At 73.4% G+C, this 26,153-nt stretch carries 31 protein-coding genes and 1 tRNA gene; 15 read left to right on the top strand and 17 right to left on the bottom strand.

Translation table 11 applies throughout. The features are described 5' to 3' along the window. Positions 1-72 precede the first annotated feature (72 nt). Positions 73-918, top strand: a complete 846-nt coding sequence (locus ACW0Q9_RS08860) for an SDR family oxidoreductase (protein ID WP_456179588.1) — start codon at positions 73-75, stop codon at positions 916-918. Positions 919-957: 39 nt separating this feature from the next. Here ACW0Q9_RS08860 and ACW0Q9_RS08855 read toward each other — a convergent pair whose 3' ends face one another. Next, a complete protein-coding gene (locus ACW0Q9_RS08855; RefSeq protein ID WP_456179587.1) occupies positions 958-1,734 on the bottom strand; it encodes an HAD-IIB family hydrolase in 777 nt (258 codons plus the stop codon). 219 nt (positions 1,735-1,953) lie between these two features. On the opposite strand from ACW0Q9_RS08855, the gene ACW0Q9_RS08850 reads away from it, so the two are divergent. The 5 genes from ACW0Q9_RS08850 (at position 1,954) to ACW0Q9_RS08830 (ending at position 5,298) form a co-directional block, all read left to right on the top strand. Next, entirely contained in the window at positions 1,954-2,691 is a 738-nt protein-coding gene (locus tag ACW0Q9_RS08850; RefSeq protein ID WP_456179586.1) for a class I SAM-dependent methyltransferase, read from the top strand. A 122-nt stretch (positions 2,692-2,813) separates the two neighbouring features. Next, a complete protein-coding gene (locus ACW0Q9_RS08845; RefSeq protein WP_456179585.1) occupies positions 2,814-3,146 on the top strand; it encodes a YciI family protein in 333 nt (110 codons plus the stop codon). Continuing rightward, positions 3,143-4,363, top strand: coding sequence for an RNA polymerase sigma factor (locus ACW0Q9_RS08840; RefSeq protein WP_456179584.1), 1,221 nt, complete (start codon positions 3,143-3,145; stop codon positions 4,361-4,363). The genes ACW0Q9_RS08845 and ACW0Q9_RS08840 overlap by 4 nt, the downstream gene beginning before the upstream one ends. A 294-nt stretch (positions 4,364-4,657) precedes the next feature. Then, complete coding sequence (locus tag ACW0Q9_RS08835; protein ID WP_456179583.1) at positions 4,658-4,960, top strand: hypothetical protein; 303 nt, start codon at positions 4,658-4,660, stop codon at positions 4,958-4,960. A 74-nt stretch (positions 4,961-5,034) separates the two neighbouring features. Further along, positions 5,035-5,298 carry a YciI family protein gene (locus tag ACW0Q9_RS08830; RefSeq protein WP_456179582.1) on the top strand — a complete coding sequence of 88 codons (264 nt, stop codon included), beginning with the start codon at positions 5,035-5,037 and terminating at the stop codon, positions 5,296-5,298. Between the two features lie 67 nt (positions 5,299-5,365). Here ACW0Q9_RS08830 and ACW0Q9_RS08825 read toward each other — a convergent pair. Further along, positions 5,366-5,441: transfer RNA gene (locus ACW0Q9_RS08825), tRNA-Arg, on the bottom strand. Between the two features lie 361 nt (positions 5,442-5,802). Between ACW0Q9_RS08825 and ACW0Q9_RS08820 the strand changes: the two genes are divergently transcribed. Together ACW0Q9_RS08820 and ACW0Q9_RS08815 are read left to right on the top strand one after the other, a co-directional pair. Beyond that, the gene (locus tag ACW0Q9_RS08820; RefSeq protein WP_456179581.1) at positions 5,803-6,630 is read left to right on the top strand and encodes a hypothetical protein; all 828 of its coding nucleotides are present in this window, start codon (positions 5,803-5,805) and stop codon (positions 6,628-6,630) included. Between the two features lie 328 nt (positions 6,631-6,958). Further along, positions 6,959-7,609 (top strand): hypothetical protein, encoded by a 651-nt coding sequence (locus tag ACW0Q9_RS08815; protein WP_456179580.1) that lies wholly within the window; start codon positions 6,959-6,961, stop codon positions 7,607-7,609. A gap of 87 nt (positions 7,610-7,696) precedes the next feature. Here ACW0Q9_RS08815 and ACW0Q9_RS08810 read toward each other — a convergent pair whose 3' ends face one another. From ACW0Q9_RS08810 to ACW0Q9_RS08785, 6 genes are all read right to left on the bottom strand, one after another. Further along, positions 7,697-8,383 (bottom strand): hypothetical protein, encoded by a 687-nt coding sequence (locus ACW0Q9_RS08810; RefSeq protein ID WP_456179579.1) that lies wholly within the window; start codon positions 8,381-8,383, stop codon positions 7,697-7,699. Positions 8,384-8,490: 107 nt separating this feature from the next. Beyond that, the gene (locus ACW0Q9_RS08805) at positions 8,491-9,357 is read right to left on the bottom strand and encodes a MauE/DoxX family redox-associated membrane protein (protein WP_456179578.1); all 867 of its coding nucleotides are present in this window, start codon (positions 9,355-9,357) and stop codon (positions 8,491-8,493) included. A gap of 126 nt (positions 9,358-9,483) precedes the next feature. After that, complete coding sequence (locus ACW0Q9_RS08800) at positions 9,484-10,080, bottom strand: cell wall protein (protein WP_456179577.1); 597 nt, start codon at positions 10,078-10,080, stop codon at positions 9,484-9,486. Between the two features lie 16 nt (positions 10,081-10,096). Then, the gene (locus ACW0Q9_RS08795; protein WP_151463010.1) at positions 10,097-10,507 is read right to left on the bottom strand and encodes an RlpA-like double-psi beta-barrel domain-containing protein; all 411 of its coding nucleotides are present in this window, start codon (positions 10,505-10,507) and stop codon (positions 10,097-10,099) included. A gap of 115 nt (positions 10,508-10,622) precedes the next feature. Continuing rightward, the gene (locus tag ACW0Q9_RS08790) at positions 10,623-11,084 is read right to left on the bottom strand and encodes a DUF1275 family protein (RefSeq protein ID WP_456179576.1); all 462 of its coding nucleotides are present in this window, start codon (positions 11,082-11,084) and stop codon (positions 10,623-10,625) included. Positions 11,085-11,130: 46 nt separating this feature from the next. Beyond that, positions 11,131-12,159 carry a DUF4331 family protein gene (locus tag ACW0Q9_RS08785; protein WP_456179575.1) on the bottom strand — a complete coding sequence of 343 codons (1,029 nt, stop codon included), beginning with the start codon at positions 12,157-12,159 and terminating at the stop codon, positions 11,131-11,133. Positions 12,160-12,433: 274 nt separating this feature from the next. Between ACW0Q9_RS08785 and ACW0Q9_RS08780 the strand changes: the two genes are divergently transcribed. Further along, the gene (locus ACW0Q9_RS08780; RefSeq protein WP_456179574.1) at positions 12,434-13,651 is read left to right on the top strand and encodes an MFS transporter; all 1,218 of its coding nucleotides are present in this window, start codon (positions 12,434-12,436) and stop codon (positions 13,649-13,651) included. After that, positions 13,648-14,781 carry a low temperature requirement protein A gene (locus ACW0Q9_RS08775; protein ID WP_456179573.1) on the top strand — a complete coding sequence of 378 codons (1,134 nt, stop codon included), beginning with the start codon at positions 13,648-13,650 and terminating at the stop codon, positions 14,779-14,781. Before ACW0Q9_RS08780 ends, ACW0Q9_RS08775 begins: the two co-directional genes overlap by 4 nt. A 35-nt stretch (positions 14,782-14,816) precedes the next feature. Here the strand turns inward: ACW0Q9_RS08775 and ACW0Q9_RS08770 are convergent, their stop codons facing one another. Together ACW0Q9_RS08770 and ACW0Q9_RS08765 are read right to left on the bottom strand one after the other, a co-directional pair. Next, entirely contained in the window at positions 14,817-15,032 is a 216-nt protein-coding gene (locus tag ACW0Q9_RS08770; RefSeq protein ID WP_456179602.1) for a hypothetical protein, read from the bottom strand. A gap of 65 nt (positions 15,033-15,097) precedes the next feature. Then, complete coding sequence (locus tag ACW0Q9_RS08765) at positions 15,098-16,132, bottom strand: extracellular catalytic domain type 2 short-chain-length polyhydroxyalkanoate depolymerase (RefSeq protein WP_456179572.1); 1,035 nt, start codon at positions 16,130-16,132, stop codon at positions 15,098-15,100. 160 nt (positions 16,133-16,292) lie between these two features. Here ACW0Q9_RS08765 and ACW0Q9_RS08760 point away from each other — a divergent pair, with 160 nt between their 5' ends. After that, the gene (locus ACW0Q9_RS08760) at positions 16,293-17,048 is read left to right on the top strand and encodes an Fpg/Nei family DNA glycosylase (protein WP_456179571.1); all 756 of its coding nucleotides are present in this window, start codon (positions 16,293-16,295) and stop codon (positions 17,046-17,048) included. On the opposite strand, the gene ACW0Q9_RS08755 is transcribed toward ACW0Q9_RS08760, so the two are convergent. The 4 genes from ACW0Q9_RS08755 to ACW0Q9_RS08740 form a co-directional block, all read right to left on the bottom strand. Further along, the gene (locus tag ACW0Q9_RS08755) at positions 17,045-18,607 is read right to left on the bottom strand and encodes a protein kinase domain-containing protein (protein WP_456179570.1); all 1,563 of its coding nucleotides are present in this window, start codon (positions 18,605-18,607) and stop codon (positions 17,045-17,047) included. The two genes, ACW0Q9_RS08760 and ACW0Q9_RS08755, sit on opposite strands and share 4 nt — an antisense overlap. 59 nt (positions 18,608-18,666) lie before the next feature. Continuing rightward, on the bottom strand, positions 18,667-19,269 hold the full coding sequence (locus tag ACW0Q9_RS08750) for an FIMAH domain-containing protein (protein WP_456179569.1): 603 nt from the start codon (positions 19,267-19,269) through the stop codon (positions 18,667-18,669). Positions 19,270-19,383: 114 nt separating this feature from the next. Further along, complete coding sequence (locus tag ACW0Q9_RS08745; protein WP_456179568.1) at positions 19,384-21,579, bottom strand: bifunctional polysaccharide deacetylase/glycosyltransferase family 2 protein; 2,196 nt, start codon at positions 21,577-21,579, stop codon at positions 19,384-19,386. After that, on the bottom strand, positions 21,579-21,896 hold the full coding sequence (locus ACW0Q9_RS08740; protein WP_456179567.1) for a hypothetical protein: 318 nt from the start codon (positions 21,894-21,896) through the stop codon (positions 21,579-21,581). The genes ACW0Q9_RS08745 and ACW0Q9_RS08740 overlap by 1 nt, the downstream gene beginning before the upstream one ends. A 249-nt stretch (positions 21,897-22,145) precedes the next feature. Here ACW0Q9_RS08740 and ACW0Q9_RS08735 point away from each other — a divergent pair, with 249 nt between their 5' ends. The 4 genes from ACW0Q9_RS08735 to ACW0Q9_RS08720 all read left to right on the top strand — a co-directional run bounded on the left by ACW0Q9_RS08735 (position 22,146) and on the right by ACW0Q9_RS08720 (position 24,569). Beyond that, a complete protein-coding gene (locus ACW0Q9_RS08735) occupies positions 22,146-22,901 on the top strand; it encodes an SAM-dependent methyltransferase (RefSeq protein WP_456179566.1) in 756 nt (251 codons plus the stop codon). Between the two features lie 84 nt (positions 22,902-22,985). Next, a complete protein-coding gene (locus ACW0Q9_RS08730) occupies positions 22,986-23,411 on the top strand; it encodes an ATP-binding protein (RefSeq protein WP_456179565.1) in 426 nt (141 codons plus the stop codon). A gap of 173 nt (positions 23,412-23,584) precedes the next feature. Next, complete coding sequence (locus tag ACW0Q9_RS08725) at positions 23,585-23,986, top strand: hypothetical protein (protein ID WP_456179564.1); 402 nt, start codon at positions 23,585-23,587, stop codon at positions 23,984-23,986. A 145-nt stretch (positions 23,987-24,131) separates the two neighbouring features. Next, positions 24,132-24,569 carry a hypothetical protein gene (locus ACW0Q9_RS08720; protein WP_456179563.1) on the top strand — a complete coding sequence of 146 codons (438 nt, stop codon included), beginning with the start codon at positions 24,132-24,134 and terminating at the stop codon, positions 24,567-24,569. A 64-nt stretch (positions 24,570-24,633) separates the two neighbouring features. Here ACW0Q9_RS08720 and ACW0Q9_RS08715 read toward each other — a convergent pair whose 3' ends face one another. The 3 genes from ACW0Q9_RS08715 to ACW0Q9_RS08705 form a co-directional block, all read right to left on the bottom strand. Then, on the bottom strand, positions 24,634-24,906 hold the full coding sequence (locus ACW0Q9_RS08715; RefSeq protein WP_456179562.1) for a hypothetical protein: 273 nt from the start codon (positions 24,904-24,906) through the stop codon (positions 24,634-24,636). Between the two features lies 1 nt (position 24,907). Further along, positions 24,908-25,171 (bottom strand): hypothetical protein, encoded by a 264-nt coding sequence (locus tag ACW0Q9_RS08710; RefSeq protein WP_456179561.1) that lies wholly within the window; start codon positions 25,169-25,171, stop codon positions 24,908-24,910. A gap of 303 nt (positions 25,172-25,474) precedes the next feature. Continuing rightward, on the bottom strand, positions 25,475-26,146 hold the full coding sequence (locus ACW0Q9_RS08705; RefSeq protein ID WP_456179601.1) for a DUF3152 domain-containing protein: 672 nt from the start codon (positions 26,144-26,146) through the stop codon (positions 25,475-25,477). Between the last annotated feature and the right edge of the window lie 7 nt (positions 26,147-26,153).

The following is a 26,153-nucleotide window of genomic DNA, read 5'->3' as shown; positions in this document are numbered from 1 at the left end:
ACGGGAAGTAAGGCGGAGTTCTTCCCGTTGGCCTGGGAAGACAGTTGCTGTCGCAACCAACAGGGAGTGCTCATGTCCATCGTCGTCACCGGCGCCACCGGCCACCTCGGCCGCCTGATCGTCGAGTCGCTGCTCGACCGGGGCGTGCCCGCCGACCAGGTCGTGGCGCTCGGCCGGGACGTCGACCGGCTCGCCGGTCTCGCCGCGCGGGGAGTGGTCACCCGGCGGGCCGACTACGACGACCCCGGCTCGCTCCGCGCCGCCTTCGCGGGTGCCGAGAAGCTGATGTTCGTCTCCGGCAGCGAGGTCGGCAAGCGGCTGGTGCAGCACGGCAACGTGGTCACCGCCGCCCGGGAGGCCGGCGTCGGGCTGGTCGTCTACACCAGCATCGCGCACGCGGACACCTCCAGCCTGGTGCTCGCCGCCGAGCACCGGGCGACCGAGCAGCTGATCCGCGACTCCGGCCTGCCGTACGTGTTCCTGCGCAACAGCTGGTACCTGGAGAACTACACCGGCCAGCTACCCACGTACCTCCAGCACGGGGTGGCGGGCGTGGCGGGTGACGGGCGCGTCAGCGCCGCCACCCGCGCGGACTACGCCGCGGCGGCCGCCGCGGTGCTGACCACCACCGACCAGGCCGGCACGGTGTACGAGCTGGGTGGCGCGCCGTTCACCCTGAGCGAGCTGGCCGCCGAGATCTCCCGGCAGACCGGCACCGCGGTCGGCTACCTCGACCTGCCGGTGGACAAGTACACCGAGCTGCTGGTCACGGCCGGCCTGCCCGAGGGGTACGCGGCCGTCCTCGCCGACGCCGACCGGGGCCTCGCCCAGGGTGAGCTGGAGGTCGGCGACGACCTGGCCATGTTGCTCGGCCGCACCCCGACCACGCTCGCCGAGGCGATCCGCGCCGCCCTCTGACTCCCGCCCCTGGCGCCGCCCTCGCTCCGGGGGCGGCGGTCAGGCCGGCTCGGCCCGCAGCTTCACCAGGTCGTCGACGAGCGCCTCCACGTAGTCGGCCGTCTCCTCCCAGCGGGTGACGGCGACACAGCGGATGCCCATGTCCTTCACCGGGTAGTCGTTGCCACCGACGTCGAGTCGGTCACCGACGAAGAGCACATTGTCGATCTTCAGGTCCAGGCACTCCAGCAGCTTCCGCATGCCGTACGCCTTGTCCACGCCCTTGCGGGTGACGTCGATCGAGGTCGAGCCGCCGCCCCGGACCTCCAGGTCGGGCAGCTTCGCGGCGACCGCCTCCCGGAGCCGCTTCTTCTTGCTGCCGTCCGGGTCCCAGCCGTACTTCTCGGCCGGCGGGGCGGACTGGCCCAGCGCCGAGAAGGTGATCTGGCTGCCCCGGTCCTCGATGATGTCGCCCCAGGTCTTCGACTCCCAGAGGTCGAGCGCCTGCGCCGACTCGGTGAGCGCGGCGACGATCCGGGCCTTGTCGGCCTCGCTCAGGTCCTCGGCGTACACCAGCCGCCAGTCGCCGTCCATCCAGCGGTAGTAGCGGGTGCCGCAGGTCGGCATCAGGTGCAGCCGCCGGCGCTGCTCCTCGGTCAGGTCGAGGTGGGCCAGCACCTGCATCTCGAACTGCTCGAACCGGCCACCGGAGATGATCAGAACTTCCACCTCGGTGAGCAGGTGGCCGAGGAGTTCCGCCATCCGACGATCGATCTGGGACTTGGAAACCGCCAGGGTGTCGTCCAGGTCGAACGCCACCACTCGAAGATCGTTCACGAAGTACCACCATGTCGTCGCGGGCAGGCCAGGACTAGCAGGGTACCGACGGTGACCACCCGGCACCCGCGAGCCCCGATCGTCACGCCACGCAGCACTCCGATCGCAGGCTATCGCCTTCTTCCCCGCCGGCCTTCCGGAACGAGCAGGCTGCGGGGTCCCGGCGCGCGGACGAAAACCTGTTGGACAGCGCCGGCATCGACGACGATCGTGAGCGCCATGCGCCAGGAGGAGATCTGGGACGCCGAGACGGCCCGACGCTACGACACACCGGGCAGCGGGATGTTCGCGCCGGAGGTCCTCGGGCCCACCGTGGACCGCCTCGCCGCGCTCGCCGGCGCCGGACGCGCCCTCGAGTTCGCCATCGGCACCGGCCGGGTGGCCGTGCCGCTGGCGGAACGCGGCGTGCCGGTGACCGGGATCGAGCTGTCCGTGCCGATGGTCGAGCAGCTCCGGACGAAGGCCGACGAGGCGACGATCCCGGTGGTCGTCGGTGACATGGCGACCGCCACGGCGCCCGGCGACTACACCCTCGTCTACCTGGTCTACAACACCATCTCCAACCTGCTCGACCAGGCGGAACAGGTCGCCTGCTTCCGCAACGCCGCCCGCCACCTCGGCCCGGGCGGGCGGTTCGTGATCGAGCTGTGGGTTCCCGAGCTGCGCAAGCTGACCCCGGGCGAGCGGGCGACGGTGTGGCACGCCGATCCCGGCTACATCGGCCTGGACACCTACGACGTGGTGCGCCAGCAGGTCGTGTCCCACCACTTCCGGTTCGGGGAGGGCCGTGAGGCGCGGGTGTTCCGCAGCCCGCACCGCTACATCTGGCCGGCCGAGCTGGACCTGATGGGTCAGCTGGCCGGTTTCGAGCTGGAGGCCAGGTACGCGGACTGGTCCGGGGCCGAGTTCACGGCCGAGTCCCGTTCCCACGTCTCGGTGTACCGCCTGCCCGCCTGACCACGCCACGGCTCAACTCATCAGAAATCTCGGCGGAGCGTGTCGGATGGGGGCAGCGGCGTTCGTAGCGGGGGTGGAAGACGGCCCGAGGGGCGGCCACACGACGACAGGAGATGATCCCGATGGCGCAGTACCTGATGTCCGTGCTCAACGAGACGGCCGGCCTCGCCACCGCTGAGGAGATGGCCGCGATCGACGCCTTCAACGAGCAACTCCAGGCCGACGGCCACTGGGTCTTCGCCGGCGGCCTCGCGTCGCCCGGCACGGCCACGGTCGTCGACGGCCGGCACGGGGAGCCGGTGTTCACCGACGGGCCCTACCTGGAGTCGAAGGAGTACATCATCGGCTTCTGGATCATCGAGGCACCCCACCTCGACGTGGCGCTCCGGCTCGCCGGCGAGGGATCGAAGCACTGCAACCGGAGGATCGAGCTCCGGCCGATCCTGAGCGAATGACCGACGCCGGTGAGGTGCTCGCCCGGGTCCACCGCGAGGAGTGGGCCCGGGTGGTTGCGACCCTGGTCAGGCGGATCGGGGACCTCGACATCGCCGAGGAGATGGCGGCCGAGGCGTTCGCGTCGGCGGTCGAGCGGTGGCCGGTCGACGGCGTCCCGCCACATCCCGGCGCGTGGCTGACCACGACCGCCTATCGCAAGGCCGTCGACCGGCTCCGGCGCGAGGTCAGGCGCGAGGAGAAGCACAGGGAGGCGCTGATGCTGTACGAAACTCCCGAGCCGCTCGGCGCCATCGACGACGATCGGCTCCGCCTGGTCTTCACCTGCTGCCACCCCGCTCTCGCCATGGAGGCGCGGATAGCGCTGACCCTGCGGATGGTCGGCGGGCTCACCGTGCCCGAGATCGCCCGCGCGTTCCTGGTCCAGGAGAGCGCCATGGGACGGCGGATCACCCGCGCGAAGGCGAAGATCAAGGCGGCGAGGATTCCCTATGGCGTGCCGTTCCGCGCGGACCTCCCGGCCCGGGTCACCGGAGTGCTCGCCGTCCTCTACCTGATCTTCAACGAGGGCTACCTGGCCTCCGACCCCGAGAAGGAGGCGGTCCGCAGCGACCTGACCGCCGAGGCGATCCGGCTGACCCGGCTGGTCCGTGCCCTGATGCCGGCGGACGGCGAGGTCGCCGGACTCCTGGCGCTGATGCTCCTGACCGAGGCACGCCGGGCCGCGCGGGTGTCGGCGAGCGGTGAGCTCGTCGCCCTCGGCGAGCAGGACCGTGGCGCCTGGGACCGCGAGCTGATCGCCGAGGGCCACGCGCTGGTCCGCGCGCGCCTCGCCGCCGGCCAGCCGCCGGGGCGCTACCAGATCCTCGCCGCCATCAACGCCGTCCACACCGACGCCCGCGACGTCCGTGACACCGACTGGTCGCAGGTCGTCGCGCTCTACGACCGGCTGGTCCGCCTCGACCCCTCACCGATCGTGCGGCTCAACCGGGCCGTCGCGGTCGCCGAGCTCGACGGCCCCGAGGTCGCGCTGGCGGAGGTCGACGGTCTGCCGCTGGAGGCCTACCACGCCTACCACGCCACCCGCGCCGACCTGCTGCGCCGGCTGGGCCGGAGCGAGGAGTCGCGGGCGGCGTACGACCGGGCCATCGAGCTGGCCGGCAACACCGCCGAGACCGCGTACCTCCTCCGTCGCCGCGGCCAGTTGGCCGGCCCCTGACCCAGCGGAGCCGCCGGGAGCCGTGCGTGCTTGACAGCGTCCCACCGGGTGCTGACACTCGCTGCGGAGTGAGCGACATGGCTGGAGTGACACCCTTGGCGGCCCCTACCGCCCAATGGCGTACGACGCCGGCCGCAGGCACGAGGGCGGGCGGGGAAAGCCGTGTCAGAAGCAGTGGAGAGCGCTACGGGGCGGAGCACCCGGGCGGGCCGGGGCATGGTCCCCGGTGGCGTCGGCACGGCCGTGCTCGGTCATGTGGTGGTAGCTGCCGCCGTCCCCTTTGTCATATGGCGGATGGGCGGCTACAGCGATATCGACCTGGAAGCCGGCGGTAGGTTCGCGGTCAACTTCGAGGCCCTGCGTACGTTCATCCTGGCCCACGCCGTTCTGGGGCTTGCCATTCTGGTGGCGGCCGCATTCGCAGCATTTGTCCGATGGCGGTTGAGCGTCGGGCTGCTGATCGGCTGGGCAGGTGGCTGGCTGCTGAATGTCACTGCCCTGTTTCTCGGCATCGCCGTCTGGTGGCCGCCTCTGCTGCAAGGAAAAGGCTGGGACGTGGTAGAGCGGTGGGAGGATCTCTTCGGCGGGCGGTTGTAGACCTTCCAGCCGGCGGTCTCCTCCGTCGACCGATGTGCGGCCATGACGGAGTACCTGATCACCTTCAACGATGAGTGGGTGCCCGACCACACACGGCGGAGGAACTGCGCGAGAAGGCCACGGCCGCCCGGGCCGTGATCGAGGAGATGCAGGCCGACGCTGTCCTGATCTTCACCGACGGCCCGTACGTCGAGACCAAGGAGCACCTCGGCGGCTTCGCCGTCGTGGACGTGCCCGACGATGCCGCGGCGCGCTACTGGGCCGGCAGGCTCGCGACCGTGCTCGACTTGGCCGCAGGAGGTGCACCGGTTCCGCGGTCCCGGGCAGGCCCGGCGTAACGGTTCTGGGGAGAAGTGAGCGGGGCCTCGCCAGCGTGACGGTCCGCCACTACGCCCGGGCCTGACCTGGTGCCCCCGGCAGGATTCGAACCTGCGACACACGGTTTAGGAAACCGTTGCTCTATCCCCTGAGCTACGAGGGCGCGAGTGGCCAGTCTAGCGACCGGCGGGGGCACCCGCGTTGGCAGGGAGTGACCCGCGTTGACGTCCGCCGACCAGGGGCCGCACGGCATCCGAAGAGAGCCGGTGGCCCGGGACACCTGTCTCCTCGGTCAGCGTCCTCCGGTGTGTTGGCGATGCCGGACCGCTCGCGCCGGGCACAATCAAGGACCTTGATGTGAGCACGTGCTCCTTCGGAGGTGCCCGTTGTCGCGGTGTCCAGGCCGACTGGCTCGGTGGGCGCTGCGCGGCGCGCTCCTGTGCGGCGGCTTCGTCGGCGCCTGGGGCCTGTGCAGCGCCGTCGCACCGGACGCCGCTCGGGCTGCCGAACCGGCTGGGCCCGGCGTGGTGGACAACCTGCTCGACGGCGTCCGGACGATCATCGGGGAAACCGCGCTGCGTCTGCCGACGACGTCGGCCGACGGGAGCGACGCACCCGGCACCGGTGGCGGCACGACGGCGGCGGGCACGGGCCGGCCGGCGGCGGGCGGTCAATCGCCAAGTCCGGCGGTGGTCGCCGGGCCCCGGTTGGACGGGACGGGGATCGCCGAGGCGATCACGCCGGTGACGCGTCCGGTCGGGGAGCTGACGTCTCCAGTCCTGGCCAAGGTCGCCTCGGCGCCGCTGGTGGAGCCGGTCGTCGAGGTCGTCCGGCCCGTGGCCGAGCCGATCATCGACCTGTTGCCTCCCGCGCTGGCCCCGGTGCTCGACCTGACCGAGCCGGTCATCGGAGGACCCGAGGCGCCGTCCGCTCCGCCGGCTGGGCCGATCGTCGGCACGCCCGCGCCGGCCGGTGACGCGCCGACGACCGGTCAGGCGCCGACGACCGGCACTTCCCCGGTGATCGCCCGCCCGGCTCCACCGATCGTGGAGGTTCCCCCGCAGGCCACCTCATCTCGGCTGACGCACTCGTCGACAGGTCGCGAAAAGGTGTCACCGGGGAACACCACGTCGCGCGGTCAGTGGCCGGGCGAGCCCGCTCACGGCCCTGGTGTGACGCCCGCCGCGCCCGCCACCACGGCCGGCGCGGGCACCGGTGCCGGAGCACCCGGCGCCCCCGCCGAGGGTTCGCCTCGTTCCTGGGAACCGGAGCTGCGGGTTCTCGGCTGCCTCCCCGCTCGGAGCGACGAGCTGGTGGACCGTCCGAGTCAGCCGGACACCAGACCCGCCTGACGCCGCTCGGTCGCATCGGCGAACGGGCGGGACCGCGCCGGGAACGGCGGAAGCTCCCCGGCTGGCGTCCGACGCGCCATTGGCGGATCACCCCGGCGAGGGCCATCACCCGGCTCGCTGACCCGCCATCGCCGCCGGCTCCCCTGAGCCGCCCACGCCCCGACGCCCGCCCCCCGGCCTGCGTCCCTCACCGCTCACCCGGGCCATCGCCCCGGGCTGCACAACGAGGTCCCGCCGTTGGCGCGATGACGCCACGCCGGCGCCGACGTGCACGAACCTCGGCACCTGCCGTCCACGAACCGAACGCATCCGTCACCAGGAGCACTCCGTGAACCACGCCCTGCCCGTCTGCCGCGCGAGGTGGCACGACATCACCGACATCGTCGATCTCGTCGCCGGCCCCTTCGCCGCCAGCACCACCGGCGCCTGGCTGGTGCCCGACGAACGCCGCCGCCGGGACGTCCTCACCGCCGTCGTCCGCGTGTGGACCGAACACGCTCTCCTCTCCGGCGAGGCCTGGCTCCTGCAGGATCACTCCGCCGCCGCCGTCTGGCTGCACCAGTACGGCCCCATGCACGCGCCCACCGGCTACGGCGAACGCCTCGCCGTCGCCTGCGCCGACTACCTGGACCGCTTCCTGCACCTCGACGACGTGCTGGCGGCACACCGACCCGTCGCCCCGCACAACCACCTGGCGTTCTTCGCGGTCGCCCCGCAGCCCTACCGCACCAGACGCGCCGCTTCCCTGCTCGCCGCCAGCAACGCGCGCATGGGCCAGGCCCTGATCCCCACCTACACGGAGGCGACCAGCGCGGCGGACCGGGACCTGTACGCCCGCCACGGCTACGTCGCCCACCAGCCGTTCGTTCTCCCGGACGGCACCACGACCTACCCGATGTGGCGAAGCCCGGTGCTGCGTCAACCCGGCCGCGCCCCGGCCAGGCCGGCGATCTGTCCGTACGCGGCGATGTCGGCATAGGTGGACGTCCCGCCGGGGCGCAGCGCCACGCCGCGCTGCGCCCGGATCGATGGTCCGGTGTGGGTCCGCGGCCCGGCCGGTCGCCGGTCAGGAACGAGCGCCGCCTCTGCTCCACCGTCGCAGCCGCCGCCCGGCACGGAGGCCGAGAGCACGGGCGCCGGACACCGTTCGGGCGAGATGGCTCCTGTTCTGGTGGACGTACGCGGAGATCAGCGCGACGAGGAAGCTCACTCCCGTGAGCCAGGCCAGCCACTCCCCGACCGAGGACAGGAGCGGCAGGGTGACGAACAGGCAGACGAACCCGGACAGCGGGAAGACCAGTTGCAGCCCGAATTCGTACAGCAGGGAACGGGAGCCCCGCTGCTGCGCGTAGAAGTCGTCCCACCGGAAGATCCGGTCATCGCCGGAGCATTCCACGGCGAGCGGCCGAAGCACGTCGCGGATGTAGCTGTTCGCCGCCTCACGATCGCGCCGGCGCCGGAGGATGGTGATCCCGGAGATCGCCGCCAGCACCGGCACCGCGAGCAGCAGGCGGGGATCGGCCCGGTTCGCCACCACGAACCCGAGGATCACCGCCACCACGGTCAGGTAGGCGCCGACGAGAGCGTGCGACGCCGAGGACTTCTGTGCCATGACGGCTCGGATCGCGTTGTATTCCGCGACGAGCAGGTTGGTGCGGTTGTCGCCGCGGGCCGCACCCAGGAGCCGGGTCGGATCCGCCGCTTCGTCATCGGATGGAACACCTCGCTGACGAACCAGGTCATTCCACGCCACGCATCGATGATGGCAATCCCCCACAACCCCCGGATCGCGGCTCGCCACGCGCAGTCCGCCCCGGCGGGGCGGCGGGACCACCGGCGCCCCGGTGGTCCCGCCGGTCGCTACGCGGAAACCACGTCGAGCCGCGGGCCGGCGGGTTGCCCGGCCCCGGCGAGGGCCAGCAGCGTCTGCCCGGTGGCGTCGTCGACGACGGCGACCCGTACCGCTTCGGGCTCGCCGTCGACCAGGGGGACCGCGAAGACCGCGGTGGCCGGCCGGCCCTGGTAGACGGCGGTGTGACCGACGAACCGCCACTCGCCGTCGTCCCAGTGCTCGCGGACGTCGGAGCGGAGCAGCGGCGCGACCCGCCGGTAGGAGTCGCTGAGCTGGACCTGCTGCACGGTGGCGAGCAGCGGCAGCCCGGATCCGCCGCGCAGCGGGTTGGTCAGCCGGGCACGCAGCCGGCGCAGCGGGAGCAGCCAGGCGGCGTCCAGTTCGGGCGAGAGCGCCACCACGACCGCCGCCTCGGCGAGCAGCGCGGCGCCGCCGGCGAGCGGGCGGTCGGCGAGCGCGGTGGCCCAGCCGCCGGGCAGCAGGGTGGCCAGCCCGGCCGCCGCCACCAGCAGCCCGGCCCGCCCGAGGCTGCGGCCGGAGACCGGGGTCGGGCGGCTGCTCAGGCAGCCGCAGGAGGAGGTGGGCGCGGTCCGGCGGGCGTACGCCAGGTAGCCGAGGAAGCCGACGGCCAGGGCGGTCGCGGCGGCGGTCTCCAGCCGCAGGGCGGGCGGCAGCAGGAGGAGCGCGCCGAGGGTCAGCTCGACGCCCCCGAGCAGCCGGTACGCGGGCAGCGCGCGGTGTTCCCCGAGCAGCGGGGCGAGCGCGGACCGCCGGGCGGCCCCGGCGGCGTGCCGGTTGACGAGCTTGACGCGGGCGGACCAGATCAGCACCGCGCCGACGACGAGCGGTTGCAGCGCCGCGATCATGTCGATCATGTGTTCTCCCCTCGGGTGGGGCCGACGGGTGACGCCCGGGCGGCACGCGTCGCGCGCCGCCCTGCGACGGCTCCAGCTCGACGCGCCTGACGCCGCGCCGCGACCTGGAGCCGTCGGGCGTACCGGTCAGGCGGCGGCGTAGACGGTGGCGATGTCGATCTCGTTGGTGTCCGGGTGCCAGGCGCCGAGCACCTGGACGTGCCGGCCGACCCGGAGCAGGGACAGGTCGCTGATCGCGGGGGTGCCGTTGTAGACCGCGGCGGACCGGCCGGGCACGACGTGGGCCACGATGCGCTGGCCCTTGTGGTCGAGGTGCAGCAGGTTGCGGCCGACGGCGGCGATGTGCGCGTGCAGGTTGACGATGTTGACCCAGACCGAGTCGGCGGCGAGCGTGCCGTCGGGCAGCCGGACGCCGCGGGCGTAGAGCCCGTCGCCGACGGCGACCTGGTCGAACGTGGTCGGGTGCAGTTTCCAGATGCTCGTGCCGTCGGTGATCCGGATGGAGTGCAGCACGGTGTCCGATCCGGTGACCAGCAGCAGGTGGCCGGAGACCTTGCTGATCCGGCCCTCGACGAAGTTCGGGTCGGGGGCGCCCGGCTCGACGGTCGCCGGCTCGGCGGCGAAGGCCGCCTCGGGGGCGAGCGAGCCGAGACCGGTGGCGCCCACCACGCCGCCCAGGGCGGCGGTGGCGAGGAGGCGGCGGCGGTCCAGGGTCTGTGGCATGGCGGAACCCTCCCGTTCAGACGGTGTCGACCGAGCAGGGCCGCAGCCCCACGGAGAGACTGCCGATCGCACTGAACGCCGCGGGCGTCAGGTCGATGATCCGGTTGCTGCCGCAGGCCGAGCCGCAGCAGGTGCGCTCACCGCAGAACAGGTCCGTCTGCGGGCCGCAGTCGGCGATGGTGGTGCCGACCCGGGCGCCGTTGCAGAGGTTGGTGGTGTAGTGGCGGAAGCCGCAGGTCCGCCGGCTCATGCTGAGGCCGCAGGTGTCCGGATGGGTGATGGCCCAGCACGCGTCCGAGGTGTTCGGCCAGGCGTGCTGGTAGTTGCCCGACCTGCAGGTGCCGCAGGCGCCACCCCCGGCGGTGCCGCACGGTCCCCAGGCGGTGCCGCAGCAGAACCACGACACTTCGCCTCGTATGGCCGCCATGGATACCTCCTTCCCGATCGGTGATCGACAACGATGGATGTCGATATAGATGGCGATTGTTGTGTTAGAAACCACCTGAGTCAACAGCCATGAAGAAGATTTCCTACACGTGGCACTACCGGCGCGGGGCGAGCGCCACGACGGCCACCGCCACGACCAGGGCCGCCGCGGGCGCCGGCGCCCAGGCCGGCGCGACCTTCAGCAGCACCCCGCCGAGCGCCGCGCCGGCGAGCAGGACGAGGCCGATGCCGTAGCCGGGCCGCGCGCCGGTCGCCAGCCAGCCGGCGGCCACCACGACCAGCAGCGCCGCCTCGGCCGTCGCGACCGCGGTGGTACGCCGGCGCCAGCCCTGCCCGGCGCGGTGCAACGCCTGGCTGCCGGCGCCGACCCCGGCCGCGTACCCGCCCACCGCGACGGCACCACCGGCCAGGGCGCGGAGGTCAGCGGCGGCGAGGGCCCGGCCGACCTGCACCAGGTTCCCGGTGATCACGCTGGCGAAGAAGCCGCCGAGGCGGGTCACGCAGACCACGTCCAGCACGCCCGACGCGACGGCCAGCAGCACCAGCAGTCGCGGCACCGTCGGGGGCCGAACGGCGGGTGCGGGCCCACCCGCGCTCAGGGACTCACCGCCCGGCGGGGACCACGTACGGGAAGGAGGTGGCGCGGGCGTCCTTCGTGACGTCGGGGGTGAGGCCGGAGGTCATCCCGGTGTTGAGCACCAGGGAGAACATCACCTCGGGCGCGTTGTCGGCCATCGTGCGCCCGTTGCGGGCGGCGAACCCGTAGTTCGCCGGGGTGCCGACCTGGTAGGAGAGCAGGTCCGGGTAGACGTCGCGGGCCACGCTCCACCCGTACGCCTCCGGGTCGGGCGCGGTGCCGTTGGCCGCCACCACCCGGGCGACCGTCGAGGCGATCTCCTCGCCGTCGGCCCGCAGGTCCTCGCAGGGGTGCCGGGTGTTCGCGGGGTTCGAGAAGTCGGTGTCGGTGGGCCAGAAGATCGGCCACATCATCGGGTGGCCGGCACGGTTGATCTGCCGCCATCCGCCGGCGTCGGTGGCCAGCCTGGTCGCGGCCCAGACACCGATCCGGGTGCCGTCGCCCAGCATCGGCTCGTCCCGGGACACCTCCAGCACGATCGAGTCGACCGTGGTGCCGGCGAAGCTGTTCTTCGCGTTCTCCGGCCGCCAGGCGGAGCGGTCCAGCCGGGCGCCGTTCTTGAAGGCGTCGTTGACGGTGGCGAGCTGGTCCAGGTCGATGTAAAAGGGATCGGTGATCCGGCCGGCCCACACGCGCAGGTTGCCGCCGGTCACCTCCACACCGGTACGGCCCTGGGCGACCATCGTCCCGGTGGCGCCGTCGTCGTACGCCTCGGCTCCGGTCAGGGCGTGCACGGTGAGTTCCTGCCCGCCCTGGCCGTCGAGTTCGCCGAAGGCCACCCGGTAGGTCAGCTGCTCCATCTCGCTGCCGTCGACGTGCACCTTGAACTCGTACCGCGCCTCGTGGTGGAAGCCGGGCTTGATGTCGGCCCGGGTCACCGAGCTGTTGACGTCCATCACCAGGACCGTCCCGCGCTCGCCGTCGAAGACGTAGAGGTCGTCGAGATAGAGCTGGCCGCTCTGGGCGGCGAGCGGGGTGTCAAGGTGATGCGACATGGCTGTCTCCCGGATCAGCGGCTCGGCACGGCAGGCCCGAGCCTATCCGGGCATAAACCCTCAAAAGCTACGATCCGAGCTTTCTGTCCGGTCGCCGGTGGGTTACCGTCGGCGGGTGATCCCGGTGGAGGCGACGGCGGCCGCGTACGCCCAGTGGCTCCCCCCTGCCCTGCCGCTCTACGGCAACGACCACGAGCGGGCCGACTTCGCTCCCTGAGGCGCCCGGCACCGGACGCCTCCTTTCCCCGTCACGTCGCACCGGGAGCGATGCCCCATGTCCGTCGACAGTTCCGGGATCCGGGCGGTGCTGCGCGCACCACAGGTCCTCCGGGTCCTCCTCAGCAGCCAGCTCGGCCGGCTGCCCACCGCCAGCGGGCCGCTGGCCCTGCTCCTCTTCGCCCGCCAGTCGCTGAGCCTGGCCGCCGCCGGCCTGTTGGTGGCCGCGTACACCGCCGGGATGGCGGTCGGCACGCCGCTGCTCGCCCGGGCCGTCGACCGCTGGCGGCAGCCGCCCGTGCTGTGGGGCGCCGCAGTCCTCTCCGGCCTCGGCTTCGGCGCGGTGGCGCTGACCGGCGGGCACGTCACCGGTGCCGTGATCGGCGCGGCGGTGGCCGGGCTGGGCACACCGCCGCTGGAGGCGTGCCTGCGTACCCTCTGGCCCGCCCTGCTCCCGCCCACCACGGTGCCCACGGCCTACACGCTGGACATCGCCGTGCAGGAGGTGATCTTCGTGGTCGGCCCGCTGGTCACCCTCCTCGCGGTGACCCTGGCCGGCCCGCCCGCCGGGCTGGTCGCCGCCGCGTTGGCGCAGCTCGCCGGCACCGCGGCGTACGCGCTCAGCCCCGCCGTCCGGGCCTGGCGCGGCGTGCCGGCGGCCCGGCACTGGGCCGGCCCGCTGCGCGTACCCCGGTTCACCGTGCTGATGACCGGCGTGGTCGGCATCGGCGCGGCGGTCGGCAGCATCGCGGTGGCGGTGACCGGCTACGCCGAGACGGCCGGCGACCGGCGGCTCAGCGGGTGGCTGCTCGCGGCGCAGGCCGCCGGCGCGCTGGCCGGCGGTCTGCTCTACACCCGGGCCCGGCCGGGCGGCCCGGGGCGGCTGCCGCTGCTGGCCGCCGGGCTCACGATCGGCTTCCTGCCGTTGCTGCTCGCCCCCGGCCCGGTCCCGATGGCCGGCCTGCTCGTGGTGAGCGGGCTGGCGCTGCCGCCGGTACTGACCGCCATCTTCCTCACCGCCGAGCGGCTCGCCGATCCCGGCACGGTGGCGGAGGCGTTCGCCTGGGTGAGCACGGCGTTCGTGGTGGGCAGCGCCGCCGGCTCCGCGCTCGCCGGCGCGCTGGTGTCGACCGACCTCCGGTACGGGCTGGCGATCGCCCCGGTGGCCGCGCTGCTCGGCGCGGTGGTGCTCTGGGCGGTCTCGCGCGCGGGCGGTTCGCGGCGGCCGGAGAACGGGCCGGAGACCGGGGCGGAGGTCTACGCTCGGTCCTCATGACACCCGTGCGTCCGGGGACCGGCACCCCGGCGCCGGCCGACCGGGTGACCGCCGTCGAGGTCTTCTTCGACCTCGTGTTCGTCTTCACGTTGACCCAGCTCACCCGGGTGCTGGAGGAGGACCTGTCACCGCCCGGGCTGGGCGGGGTGCTGCTGCTCTTCGGCATCCTGTGGTGGATGTTCGACGGGTACGTGTGGCTGGCCAACCACGTGCCGCCCCGGCTGCCCGCGCAGAAGCTGCTGCTCTTCGTGGGGATGGTCGGCTTCCTGCTCGCCGCGGTCGCGGTGCCGGACGCCTTCGACGGCACCGGGCTGCTCTTCGGCGTGGGCTACCTCGTGGTGATCAGCGTCCACCTGCTGCTGTTCACCCAGGCCGACATCGGTGCGGCGCTGGCCCGGCTGGCCGTGTACAACCTGGGATCGGCGCTGCTGGTGGTCGTGGGCGGCGTCGTTGACGGCACCGCCCGGTACGCGTGCTGGCTCGGGGCGCTCGCGCTCCAGTCGGTCGTCCCGTACCTGGTGCCCCGGATCTCCTGGGTGCGCGTGCTGCCCGCGTTCCGGCTCCAGCCGGCGCACTTCGTCGAGCGGCACGGGCTTCTGGTGATCATCGCGCTGGGCGAGTCGGTGGTGGCGATCGGGATGGGCGTGGACACCGCTCACCTCGGGGTCGGCGGGGTGGCCGTCATCGCCCTGGCGCTGGCGCTGCCGGCGGCGCTCTGGTGGACGTACTTCACCGACACTCCCGGCGAGGAGGAGGGGCTGGCGGCGGTCGGCACGGAACGGGCCCGGCTGGCCCTCCGGGTCGGCTTCGGCCACATCCCGCTGCTGCTGGGCATCGTGGTGGCGGCGGCCGGCATCCACGCCGCGGTCGCCCACCCGGAGCAGCCGGCCGACTGGCGCCCGGCGCTCGCGCTGGCCGGCGGCGTCGCGCTGTACCTGGCGGGGATCGCGGTCCTGCGTCGCTCGCTGCACGCCGCCCCGGTGCTCAGCCGGCTGGTCACCGGCGCGGCCGTGCTCGCCACCATCCCGGTCGGCACGCGGCTGGACGCCCGGGCGCAGCTCGGCGTGGTGGTGCTGGTGCTCGTCGTGATGCTGCTGGTCGACCGGCGGCAGCACCGTCGCTCAGGGTGAGGCAGCGGGCCGTCGACTGACCGCGCCGCCCAGGGTCAGCGGCGCACCTCGCGCCAGCCGGCGCCGCTGCCGCGCCACGCCCCGGCCAGGATGCTCGCGGAGCCGCGGCTCGGGCACTCCTGGATCTTCGACCGGCCGGCGGTGCCACCGATCTGGGCCTGCACCTCCCAGCGCTGCCCGTCCGTACGGATGTAGACGTCACGACGCCCACGAGGGGCGGTGACCCCGTTCCACCAGTGCTCCTCGACCATCACGTGGTGACGGTATCGCAGCAGCCCACCGGCCCGCACCTGGCGGTACGGGCCGGATTCCCGGCTCAGCCGTCCAGGCGGCGGACCATGTTCATGATCGTCTCGACCTGGGCGCCACCCTTGATCGGATAGTTCGTCGCGCCGAGGTAGCCCCACCAGTCCCAGCAGCCGTTCGGGTTCACCCCGCTGGCGACCGCCTGCGGGTAGAGCACGATGAGCCGGTTGGTGTCGGCGTACTGGTTGAGGTTGGCCCGGTCGACGAAGGCGGTGCCGACCTTCGCGTACCCCTGGGCGCAGCCGTGCAGGGCGACCAGCAGCCGGCAGGTGGTGCCCGCGGCGCACGTGCTCGGCACGTACGCGAAGCCGTTGGTATCCATGCTGAGCCCGTTCGCCCAGCCGTTGGTGGCGAAGGTGTCCTGACCGAAACGGATCAGGGTGCCGCCCAGCGGGCCGGTGTTCGGCGCGGAGACCGAGCCGAGCAGCTTGCCGAGGAAGGCGCCCTGCGGGTCCGTGCCGCAGTCGGCGAGGAACGGCGAGGCGGTGGCCGTGCAGCCGACCGTGCCGTACGGGGTGACCCAGGAGTGGCCGGCCGCGCCGCCGGAGTCGTAGCGGACGCTCGCCCCGAAGTCCTGGTAGTAGCGGACCAGGTCGTCGGTGACCGACTTCTTCACGGTGCTGTCGTTGCCGCCGTGGTAGACGTACACCGGCTCGCCGGCGAGGTTGCCGGTGCCGTCCACCCAGCCGTAGGACGCCCAGGTGCGGGTGTAGGTCTCCAGGTTGGCGACGTGGGTCGGGTAGATGTTGTCGCCGCAGCCGTAGAGGGCCTGGGAGACGTTGTTCTGGGCGCAGTAGTACGGCCCGGCCGCGAAGATCGCGGCGCCCCGGATCCGCGCCGAGTACGCGACCTGGAGCTGGGTGGCCATGTAGCCCCCGGAGGAGACCCCGGCGACGTACACGGCGGAGATCGGGTAGGTGCGCAGCGAGCCGGCGACCGGGGTCTTGGTGTAGGGCGTGCTCGCGGCCCGGGCGGCGACGCCGCCGGGCAGGACCAGGAGGAGGGCCGCGGCGAGGGCGGTGGCGGCTTTCCACGGTGTCTTCATGGCGTTCTCCCGTCGGAGCGCCGGCGGGACGGCCGGCGTGCCGGCACGCTAACGTGACATAGACCACAGCAGATATCCGCGCGGCCGACACCTCGGGCACGGCGGCGGTGTGGCCGGCCCACGGTCGTTTCCGCCCCGGCCGGCCGGGTACGTGCCGACCATGCCCGAGGGCCACCTCATCCACCGGTACGCCCGGGAGCAGCACGACGCGCTCACCGGGGGTGACGTCACGCTCTCCAGCCCGCAGGGCCGCTTCGACCCGGCGCCCTACGCGGGCCGCCCACTGCGGGCCGTCGAGGCGGACGGCAAGCACCTGCTCTACCACTTTCCCGACGCGCCGGTCCTGCACGTGCACCTCGGCCTGCGCGGGCTCTTCCTGCGCTACGACGACCCGGCGGCGCCGCCCCGCCCGGGCACCCGGCTGCGGCTGGCCGGCCCGACGGTGGCGTACGACCTCATCGCGCCGATCCGCTGCGAGCCGCTGCCGCCGGACGCGGAGCGCGCCCTGCGGGCCTCGCTCGGGCCGGACCCGCTGCGCGCCGACGCCGACCCGGCCGAGGCGGTACGCCGGCTCACCGCGACCGGCGCGCCGGTGGGCGCCGCGCTGCTCGACCAGGCGGTCTGGGCCGGCATCGGCAACGCCTGGCGGGCCGAACTGCTCTTCCTGGCCGGGCTGGACCCGGACGCCCGGTCGGTCGGCGCCCCGGCGGCGGAGCGGCTGTGGCGGCTCACCGTCGTCCATCTCGCGCTCGGACGCGACCTGGGGCAGGTGGTCAGCGACCCGGCCGCGCCGGACGAGCGGTGGGTGTACAAGCGGGAGCGCTGCCGCCGCTGCGGCAGCCCGGTGCGGACCTGGCAGCTGGGCGGGCGGACCGCGTACGCCTGCCCGGTGGACCAACCGGCGAGCGGGCGCTAGTCGTCGTCCTCACCCTTCTTGTCGCCCTCGCCCTTCTTGTCGTCCTCGCCCTTCTTGCCGTCCTCACCCTTCTTGTCGTCCTCGGTGCGGTCGGAGCGGGGGGCGGGCCGGCTGGTCTGCCCGGCGACGGTGAACGTGCTGCGGCAGGGCGTGTCGTTGAGCCGGAACTGGCCGGGCAGGGAGGTGGCCTCCCGGTAGGTGACCGCCACGGTGGCGGTGACGGTCCGGCGCGGCGGCAGGTCACCGATGCTGGCCTGGACCGTGTCACCGCTCTGCCGCCAGGTGCCGGGCGAGCCCCGCACGAGGCGCTGCCGGTCGGGGAGGCTGAACGCCAGCCGGGCGTCGTCGATCGACACCGTGCCGGTGTTGGTGACGCTGACCCGGGTGGAGGACCGGCCGTTGACGGCGCGGTCCAGGGCGTAGCGGACGCCGCATTCCGGCTGGCGCTGGCCGATGCCGGCGACGGCGGCCGGGGTGGGAGCCGGAGTGCCGTCGTCGGACGAGCCACCCGCCGACAGCGCGGCGGCCGCCCCGGCGGCCAACAGCACCGCGGCGGCCGCCCCGGCGACGGCCGCCCGCCGGGGCGCGGGAAGCCGCCGCCAGCCCGCGAGCGGCACCGCGACGAGCGGCGAGGCGGCGAGGCCGGCGGCCACCGGGCCGGGAGACGGCAGCCAGGTACGCGTGGGCGTGGGCTCGCGGCTGGCCGGGGCGGCATCGGGCAGCAGGAGGGTGGTCGGCGGCAACCCGACGACGGCGCCCAGCACGCGAGCCGCTTCGGTGGCCGGCGGCCGGTCGGCCGGGTCCTTGGCCAGGCAGCGCCGGCACAGGTCAGCGACCTCGGGGGGCAGATCGGTGAGGTCCGGCAACGCGGCCGGCTCCCGGTACCGGTGGGCGGCGAGCATCTGGGTGGTGGTGGACGCCCGCCACGGCAACCGGCCGGCCAGGGCCCGGTAGAGCAGCAGCCCCAGGGCGTACACGTCGGTGGCCGGCCGCACCGCCCCCTGTTCCAGCCGCTCGGGAGCCAGGTACGCCGGAGTGCCGAACAGCCCTTCGGACAGCCCGTCCGGGTCGCCCGAGGCGGCCGAGATGCCGAAATCCACCAGCTTGACCCCGGCTGCCGCGATCATCACGTTGCCGGGTTTGACGTCCCGGTGCACGGTCCCGCGGCGGTGGGCGGCGGCGAGCGCCGCGGCGACCTGGGCGCAGATCAGCACGGCCACCCGCCAGGGCAGCGGGCCGCCGGTGAGCAGCTGGGCCAGGGAGCGCCCCTCGACGACCTCCATGACCACGTACGGCACCGGAGGGCCGTCGCCGTCGGCGACCTCGCCGTAGTCGTAGACCTCGACGACGTTCGGATGACGGAGCCGGGCGGCGGAGCGGGCCTCGGCCCGGATCCGGTGCAGCAGCTGGGGGTCGGCCGCCAGCTCCGGGGAGAGCAGCTTCACGGCCACGTCCCGCCCGAGCACCTCGTCGTGGGCACGCCAGATCACCGACATGCCGCCGGCCCCCAGCCGGTCCAGCAGCCGGTAGCGGCCGTCCAGCCTCGACCCGGCGTCCATCGACGGAACCATGCCCAGGCCGGCGCCGGGGAAAACACCGGGCGGCCGCGCCGGACGGCTCAGCGGGCGGGCAACGCCTGGGCGAGCTGCGTCGCGCCGGCGACCAGGACGTCGTACCCCCGCGCGCTCAGCCTGTCCTCCCGGCGCAGCTCCACCAGCTTCCCGGCGAACTCGCGCAGCTTCTCCCGCGCCTTCTCCGGCTCGCCGCCGGCAATCGCCTCCTCCACCTCCCGCAGCCGTTTCCCCAGCTCCCTGGCGTCCCGGGGACGAAGCTGGCGCTGCTGCGCGAGCCCGTCGAGCGTGGCGCGCAGCCCGGCCGCGAGGTCCGCCGGGGCGGCGGTGCGCCGCGGGGCGGCCGACGACGGGGACGGGGAGCCGGTGGGCGACGGTGAGACCTCGTCGGTCACGGGTTCGGTGGGCTCGGCCGGGGCGGACGTGCCGACCGCCACGGTGCCGGCGGCGGGGCCGGGGTCCTCATCGCCGGTGAGAGTGATCGCGAGCATGGCGGCCACCAGCGTGACGGCTGCTCCGCCCACGGCGAGCCACATCAGCCGGCGCCCGTCGTCCGGCGCCCGGTGTCGGCTGCCGGCCGGACGCGCCAGCGGCAACACGCTGGTGGGCGGGGCTGGTTCGCTGCCGTACGGGTCGTGAGGGGCGGACACGCAGGGCATCATGCCACCCGGTGGCGCGGCCGGGTGTCCGCAGCCGCCACCGCTGCGAGACGGCACCGGAACCCGCCGCCCGCCGGGTGGCGGGCCCCGGCACCACCACGCCGGTCAGCCGACCGGCTGCGCGTGCGCCGCCGCCACCTCGCCGGTGCGGCGCAGCTTCTGCCACTTGAGCCGGCCGCCGCTGAACGCGGTGATCACGGAGTGGACCAGGACCAGGTACATGACCTGCCGGTAGAGGAACTGCTGCAGCGGCAGTGCCCACAGCGACCGCAGCGGCTCCCGGTCCAGCCGGAAGGCCAGGATGGCGGTCACGACCTGCACCACCAGGACCGCCAACCACGCCAGGACCGTCTCGTACCGGTCGAGGAAGAACATCCCGTAGACGGCGAAGATGTCCACCACCGGGGCGAGCAGCGGCAGCAGCACCGAGAAGAGGGCGATGAACGGCAGTCCGCGCCGGCCGAACCGCCCCGACGGCCCCCGATCCACCAGGGCCCGCCGGTGCCGCCACAGGGCCTGCATGGTGCCGTAGCTCCACCGGTAGCGCTGCCGCCACAGCTCGGCGAGGGTGACCGGCGCCTCGGTGCGGGCGACCGCGGACTCCTCGTACACCACCCGCCACCCGGCCCGGTGGACACCCATGGTGAGGTCGGTGTCCTCGGCCAGGGTGGCCCGGCTGAGGCCGCCGGCCGCGCGCACGGCCTCCCGGCGGAACGCTCCGAGCGCACCCGGGACGGTGGGCATGCAGTGCAGCGTGTCGTAGAGCCGCCGGTCCAGGCTGAACCCGATGACGTACTCGATGTGCTGCCAGCGGCCCAGCAGTCGCCGCCGGTTGCCCACCTTGACGTTGCCGGCCACCGCGCCGACCCGGGGGTCGGCGAAGGGCTGTACCAGCCGGTGGATCGCGTCCGGCTCCACCACCGTGTCGGCGTCGACCATGACCAGCAGGTCGTTGCGGGCCAGTGCCACGCCGGCGTTGAGCGCCGCGGCCTTGCCGCCGCCCGGCACCCGGGCCACCCGCACGTTGGGCAGCCCCAGTCGCTCGACCTCCTCGGCGGTGCCGTCGTCGGACTCGTCGTCCACGACCAGCACCTCGATGCCGGGATGGGTGCCGGTGGCCAGGGACCGCACGGCCGCGGCGATGGTGGTCCGTTCGTTGTACGCCGGCACGATGATCGTCACCGGGTCCGTCACGTCGCCACCCCAGGACCAGGTGGGCGCTCGGCGACGGCGGGCGTGCCCGACGGCGTACCCGAAGAGCAGGAGGGTCCGGCCGAGGGTGAGCAGCCCCACCACGATCAGCAGAAGCCACAGCAGGTGGATGGTCGCGTCCGCCAACCGCACGCCCCAGACCAGCAGCGCCCCCCGCGCCCGGTCGACGGTGTCCAGCCGGGCCGTGCCCGCGCCGGGCTGGCCGAGCCCGTCCGAGACGGTGGTGAAGCGGTAGCCACGGGCCTGCATCTCGGGGATGAACCGGTCCAGCGCGGCCACCGTCTGGGACCGGTCGCCACCGCTGTCGTGCAGCAGCACGATGGCCCCCCGGTCCCCCTCCGGGGTGGCGTTGCGGACGATCGACGCGACGCCGGGACGGGCCCAGTCCCGGCTGTCGGTGTCGTTGAACACCGACACGTACCCCCATTCGCCGGTCTCCCGCACCACCGGCCAGCTCGCGTCGTCGAGCGCGTCGACGCCGCTGGAATAGGGCAGCCGGGCCAGTGACGTGTCCACGCCGGTGAGGTGGGCGATCGCGGCACGGGTCTGCGAGTACTCCACCTTCCGCCGCCACGACGGCAGGTCCGCCAGCTGGGGATGGGTGAAGGTGTGGATGCCCAGCTCGTGGCCCTCGCGGGCCATCCGCTCGGCCAGCTCGGGCTGCCGGGCGACCTGGGCGCCCACCACGAAGAACGTCGCCGGCGTGTGGTGCCGGGCGAGCACGTCCAGCACCTTCGGCGTCCACCGCGGATCGGGACCGTCGTCGAACGTCAGGGCGATGGTCTTCGACGGCATTCGCTGCGCGTGCAGCCGACCGCCCCGGAAGTCCACCACCGTCCCACCCTCGCGTACCGCCGCCGGCACCGAGTCGGTACCCGCCGGCCCACCCGCCCGGTGGTCGGGGGTGAAGCGGGCATTCGCGTATGCGCCGATCGCCAGCAGGTTGAGCAGGACGAACGTCGCCACGGCGGCGAGCAGCCAGCGCCGGCGGTTCCGCCGTCGCTGGCGCTGTTGCCGTGGGGTCAGGGCCGGCGACGCCAGCACCTCGCCGGTCCCGCCCACTCGCTGGCCGGCCCGCCAGACGCCCATCAGGCACCCACATCGACGATGTCCAGGCCCTGCAGCAGCCAGAACGCCGCCAGCAGGACCAGCAGGACCGCGACCAGCACGTACGCGACGCGGAGCAGGCGCCGCGCCCGGCGTCCGGAGCCGTCCACGAAGATCGCTCCGGTCACGTCCGGGGGTTGGAGCACCGCCGTTGCCGCGTCCACCGGCTCCGCGTGCCGCGCGCCCACCACCGGGGAGGCGACGCCGCGCGCGACCGGACGGTCCATCCGGGACGGCGGGGGCTCCCGGGTGACCCGAGCCGTCGCCACGACCCGGCGCCGGACCAGGCTTTTGTCCATTGAAACCTGTCCTATGTAACGATCTCTCAGCTTTTTCACATGGAAGGCAATACCCCGCGAGGGGCCGGAAGCACCTCGGCCCAGCCGTCCGTCCCTGTGCCGTCGCTCAGCCACCGCGAATTGGCTTGGCCGGCGACGAGCCGGCCGGTAGCCTCCGCCGCACCTCACTCCGACTGCCTGAAGAAGGTGTCCTGATGCCCGTGCCGAGTCGAGCCGATCAGCGTCTCCTTCCGACACCCTTCCTCTGGAGTGACCGACTTGGATCTGCCACGTAGCTTCACCATCCGCGAGGGTGACCTCCGGATCCTCAACCCGTTCGACGACGCCAAGCTCGCCACCCTGGGCCGGGCGATCAGGCTCCGGCCCGGCGCGTCGATCCTCGACCTGTGCAGCGGCAAGGGCGAGCTGCTCTGCACCTGGGCCCGGGATCACGGGGTGACCGGCACCGGGGTGGACCTGAGCAGCGCCTTCACCGCCGCCGCCCGGGCGCGCGCCGCCGAGCTGGGCGTCGCCGACCGGGTCCGGTTCGTGCACGGCGACGCCACGACCCACGTACCGGAGCAGCGCGTCGACCTGGCCGCCTGCGTCGGGGCGACCTGGATCGGCGGGGGTGTCCCCGGCACCCTGGAGATCCTGGAGCGCGCCCTGCGCCCCGGCGGGATGGTCCTGGTCGGCGAGCCGTACTGGCGGCTCGACCCGCCCGACGAGGAGACCGTGGCCGGCTGCCACGCCCGCTCGCGGGAGGAGTTCCGGGACCTGCCGGGGCTGGTCGGTCTCTTCGGCGAGTGCGGCTGGGACCTGGTCGAGATGGTCCTCGCCGACCAGGACAGCTGGGACCGGTACGCCGCCGCGCACTGGCTCAACCTGCGCCGCTGGCTGGACGCGAACCCCGACGACGAGCTGGCCGGGGAGCTGCGCCGCGAGCTGACCGAGGACCCGCTGCGGCACGTCCGCTACCAGCGGGAGTACCTGGGTTGGGGCGTCTTCGCCCTGCTCCGCCGCTGACCGGCCGGACCGGCTCCCGGACGCCGCGGTCGGGAGCCGGTCCGGACCGGCTTAACGGACGGCTACGCAGGGTAAGTCCAGTTCATGGGACCGTTGCGCACCTCGCCGCCACCGCCGCAGGCCGCCGAGCTGGAGCAGTGGGTGCTCGCCACAGCCGAGGAGCTGCGTGAGCTGCGGGCCTCGCTGCGCGACGCGCTGACCCGGCACGGCCTGGTCCAGGGCGAGGACCTCGACGAGGTGCCCCACCTCGTGGTGCTCGTCGCCACCGAGCTGGCGACCAACGCGCTGCGGCACGGCCGGCCGCCGACGATCGTCACCCTGCTCGCGGCCGACGACTGCTTCCTGCTCGACGTGGCGGACCACGACCTGAGCACCGTCCCCGGGCTGGACGACGTCCACCCGCTCGACTCGGGCGGGCGCGGGCTGATGCTGGCCCAGTCGGTCTCGCTCGCGGTCGGCTGGTACGCCACAGACGAGACCAAGAACATCTGGGCGTCGTTCCCCCGCTGACCGGTCGGGAATTGCTTAACAAATTGTTCTCCACTTAATGTGAGCTGGTTTACACCGTCCGGAGTGGACGGCCCGTATGGTCCTTTCCGAACCGCCCGGGAGAAGACCCTCCCGCCGGTTGTCCCGAGAAACCGCGGGAGATCCCCGCGACAATTCGCAAAGGACCCGAACAGATGCCCAAGCTCACCCGAACCCTCGTCCTGGCCGGCGTCGCCGGGGCCGTGCTGGCCCCGTCCACCGCCCACGCCGCGGCATCGGAGCCCACCACCGCGCTGCTGGGCACGTACGGCTTCGGCCGCGCGGCGGTCATCGGCGAGGCCGGCCGGACCGCCGGCGCCTGGGAGGCGTTCTCCGTGCGGTCGGGCTTCGCCGGCGACGACCTGATCATCACCTACCGGCCCCGCACCGAGGCGCACACGGCCGAGAAGCAGGTCTACACCGCCGCCTTCCACCAGGTGCCCGACGCCCGGGCCGAATGCCGGCAGGTCGGCGCCGCGGGTGTCGCCCGCCAGGTCTGGGTGTCGTTCCGGTGCCAGACCGGCTTCGCCCCCAGCTACACCCTCTTCGTGCGCTGACGCCCCGGCGCGTCCATTCCTTCCGGCATTTCGCCGACCCGCCGAATACGGCCGGGAAACCATTTCCGAAAGCGGCCGGTCAAGGGCCGGCGACGCTTTCGCGTACCGCCACCACGGGTCGTGGTGGCGCGATCAGGAGTAGCCGATGAAACGCCTTGTCCTCCGAACCCTCTGTGCCCTGGCGGGCACCGGCATCGCCGTGGTCGCGGCGGCTCCGCCCGCCGCCGCCGCGGACGACACGTTCCAGTTGGCCGCCGGGGGCGCCACGGCCTACGGCACCTACCGGCTCATGATGAGCATTCCCGAACGACCCGTCCCGCCGATCGCGGTCGACGGGACCCTCGCGGTCAACCACCGCGACCGGTGTGCCGTCGTCCAGATCGCCCACAACGGACCGGCGGACGGCATCGAGTGGCGCACGCTGGCCAGCCTGTGCCGCCCCGGCAGGACGAACTTCCAGGCCCGCGCCGACCATCTGTGGGGTGGCTTCACGCCGGACCTGCGGCTCTGCACGGGCCGGACGGTGGAGCGGGCCGAGCAGGGCCACCGCTGCGACGTCCACGACCCGCCGTCGCAGAGCTGACCTGCCGCCCGGGCCGTTCCGTACCGCTGCCGAGGGCACCGTGCGGAACGGCCCGGCGGCGGCCTCAGCTCCGCCCGGACGCCGGCGACGGGCAGTCGAGCCGGCTGCGCAGTTCGCTCATCTGCTCGGCGATCTGGCGGCCGGTGGGGGTCTGCGGGGGCGTGACGCGGTAGGTGTCGTCGAGCGTCACCACGAGGGCGCAGAGGTTCTGCACGGAGTGCCGGGCCACGGAGTTTGCGTACACCATGGATGAGATGGTTGCGACCAGGGCGAACAGGAACGACGCGATCATGACCCGGGTGGTACGGGAGCCGACGTGCCACTGCGGGGACGTCATGTCACTCACCCCCTACGCACGGCGGCGGCGATGGCGATGGCGGCGGCCGCGAGTCCGGCAAGTGAGATGCTGACGGCGAACTGGTCGTATCGCTGCCGCCATTGCGCCGCAGCGACAGGAGCCCAACGCCCGCGGGGATCCCCAGGATGGTCACGTACGTCCCCAGGAGAATGGCGTTGGCCTGGCCGGGCGGCACGATTGTCGTCTGGTGGACGATCCCGCCGAGTCCCACGATGATGCAGCCGCCATCGAGGAAGATCCTCATGGCTCGCTCTGTTTTCATCTTCCACAGCCCTTAACCCTTCCGTCGCCACCGCTGCCGTTCGCCCACCGGCACGACCGGGGGCGGAGCGACAGCCGGCTCACCGGAGCTGGTACGCCTGGCGCTCACCCGCTGCCACCGAGTCCAGCCGGCGACGGTGGACTGTTCCCAGGCGACGCACTGCGTCGGGCGCCCCTCAACCGTAGCCACGGAGATGGGCAAAACCCCAGGTCAGAGGCACTATTTGCAATTTGCGGCCGCGATGTCAGGAACCCGCCTGAGCGCACCTCGTCCGCGCTCGCCGGGTCAGTCCTCCGCCGGGATCGGGTCGTCGTACTGGCCGGACGGGCCACTGTGCAGCATGCCGTCCACGCGGGGCCACGCGTTCGGCGTGCAGCCGTGCAGGCCGAGCGTCTGCTGCTGCATCACCGGCGCGGGGCCGCCGGCCCGGGGGCAGAGTTCGTGGCCCCGGCCGAGCCGGTGGCCCACCTCGTGGTTGAGCAGGTACCGCCGGTAGCCGCCGAGGTCGGGGAAGTGCGCCACGCCGTGCACCCAGCGGGCCACGTTGATCACCACCTGGTCGCCGTTGCGGCAGGAGGTGTAGTGGTCGGAGGTGTCGGCGCAGAGCCGGCCCCGGGTCACCGGCGTGGTCAGCAGCACGGTGAAGTCGGCCGGACCGTCGCGCCCCACCCGTTGCAGCCGCCACCGGCCGTCGCCGGTCCAGCCGCGCGGGTCGGCCAGGGTCGCCGCCACCTCCCGGGCGAAGCGCTCCACGTCGAGGTTGCCGATGCCCTCCTCGACGGCGACCCGGTAGCGCAACAGCTCACCACCGCGGCCGGCCACCGCGCCGACGCCGGTGGCGGTGCGGAAGCCGCCCGTACCCCCGGCCGGGTAACTGATCCCGGGCGGCACCCGGCCGGCGGCCGGGACCGGCGGCGCGGCGGGGCGGGGCACCGCCGGGGTGTCCCTTATACAAATTTCCGGA

It is taken from the genome of Micromonospora sp. I033 (assembly GCF_053890995.1).
Note: the sequence above shows the minus strand (reverse complement) of the source record. Positions and strands in the feature narration are given on the sequence as shown.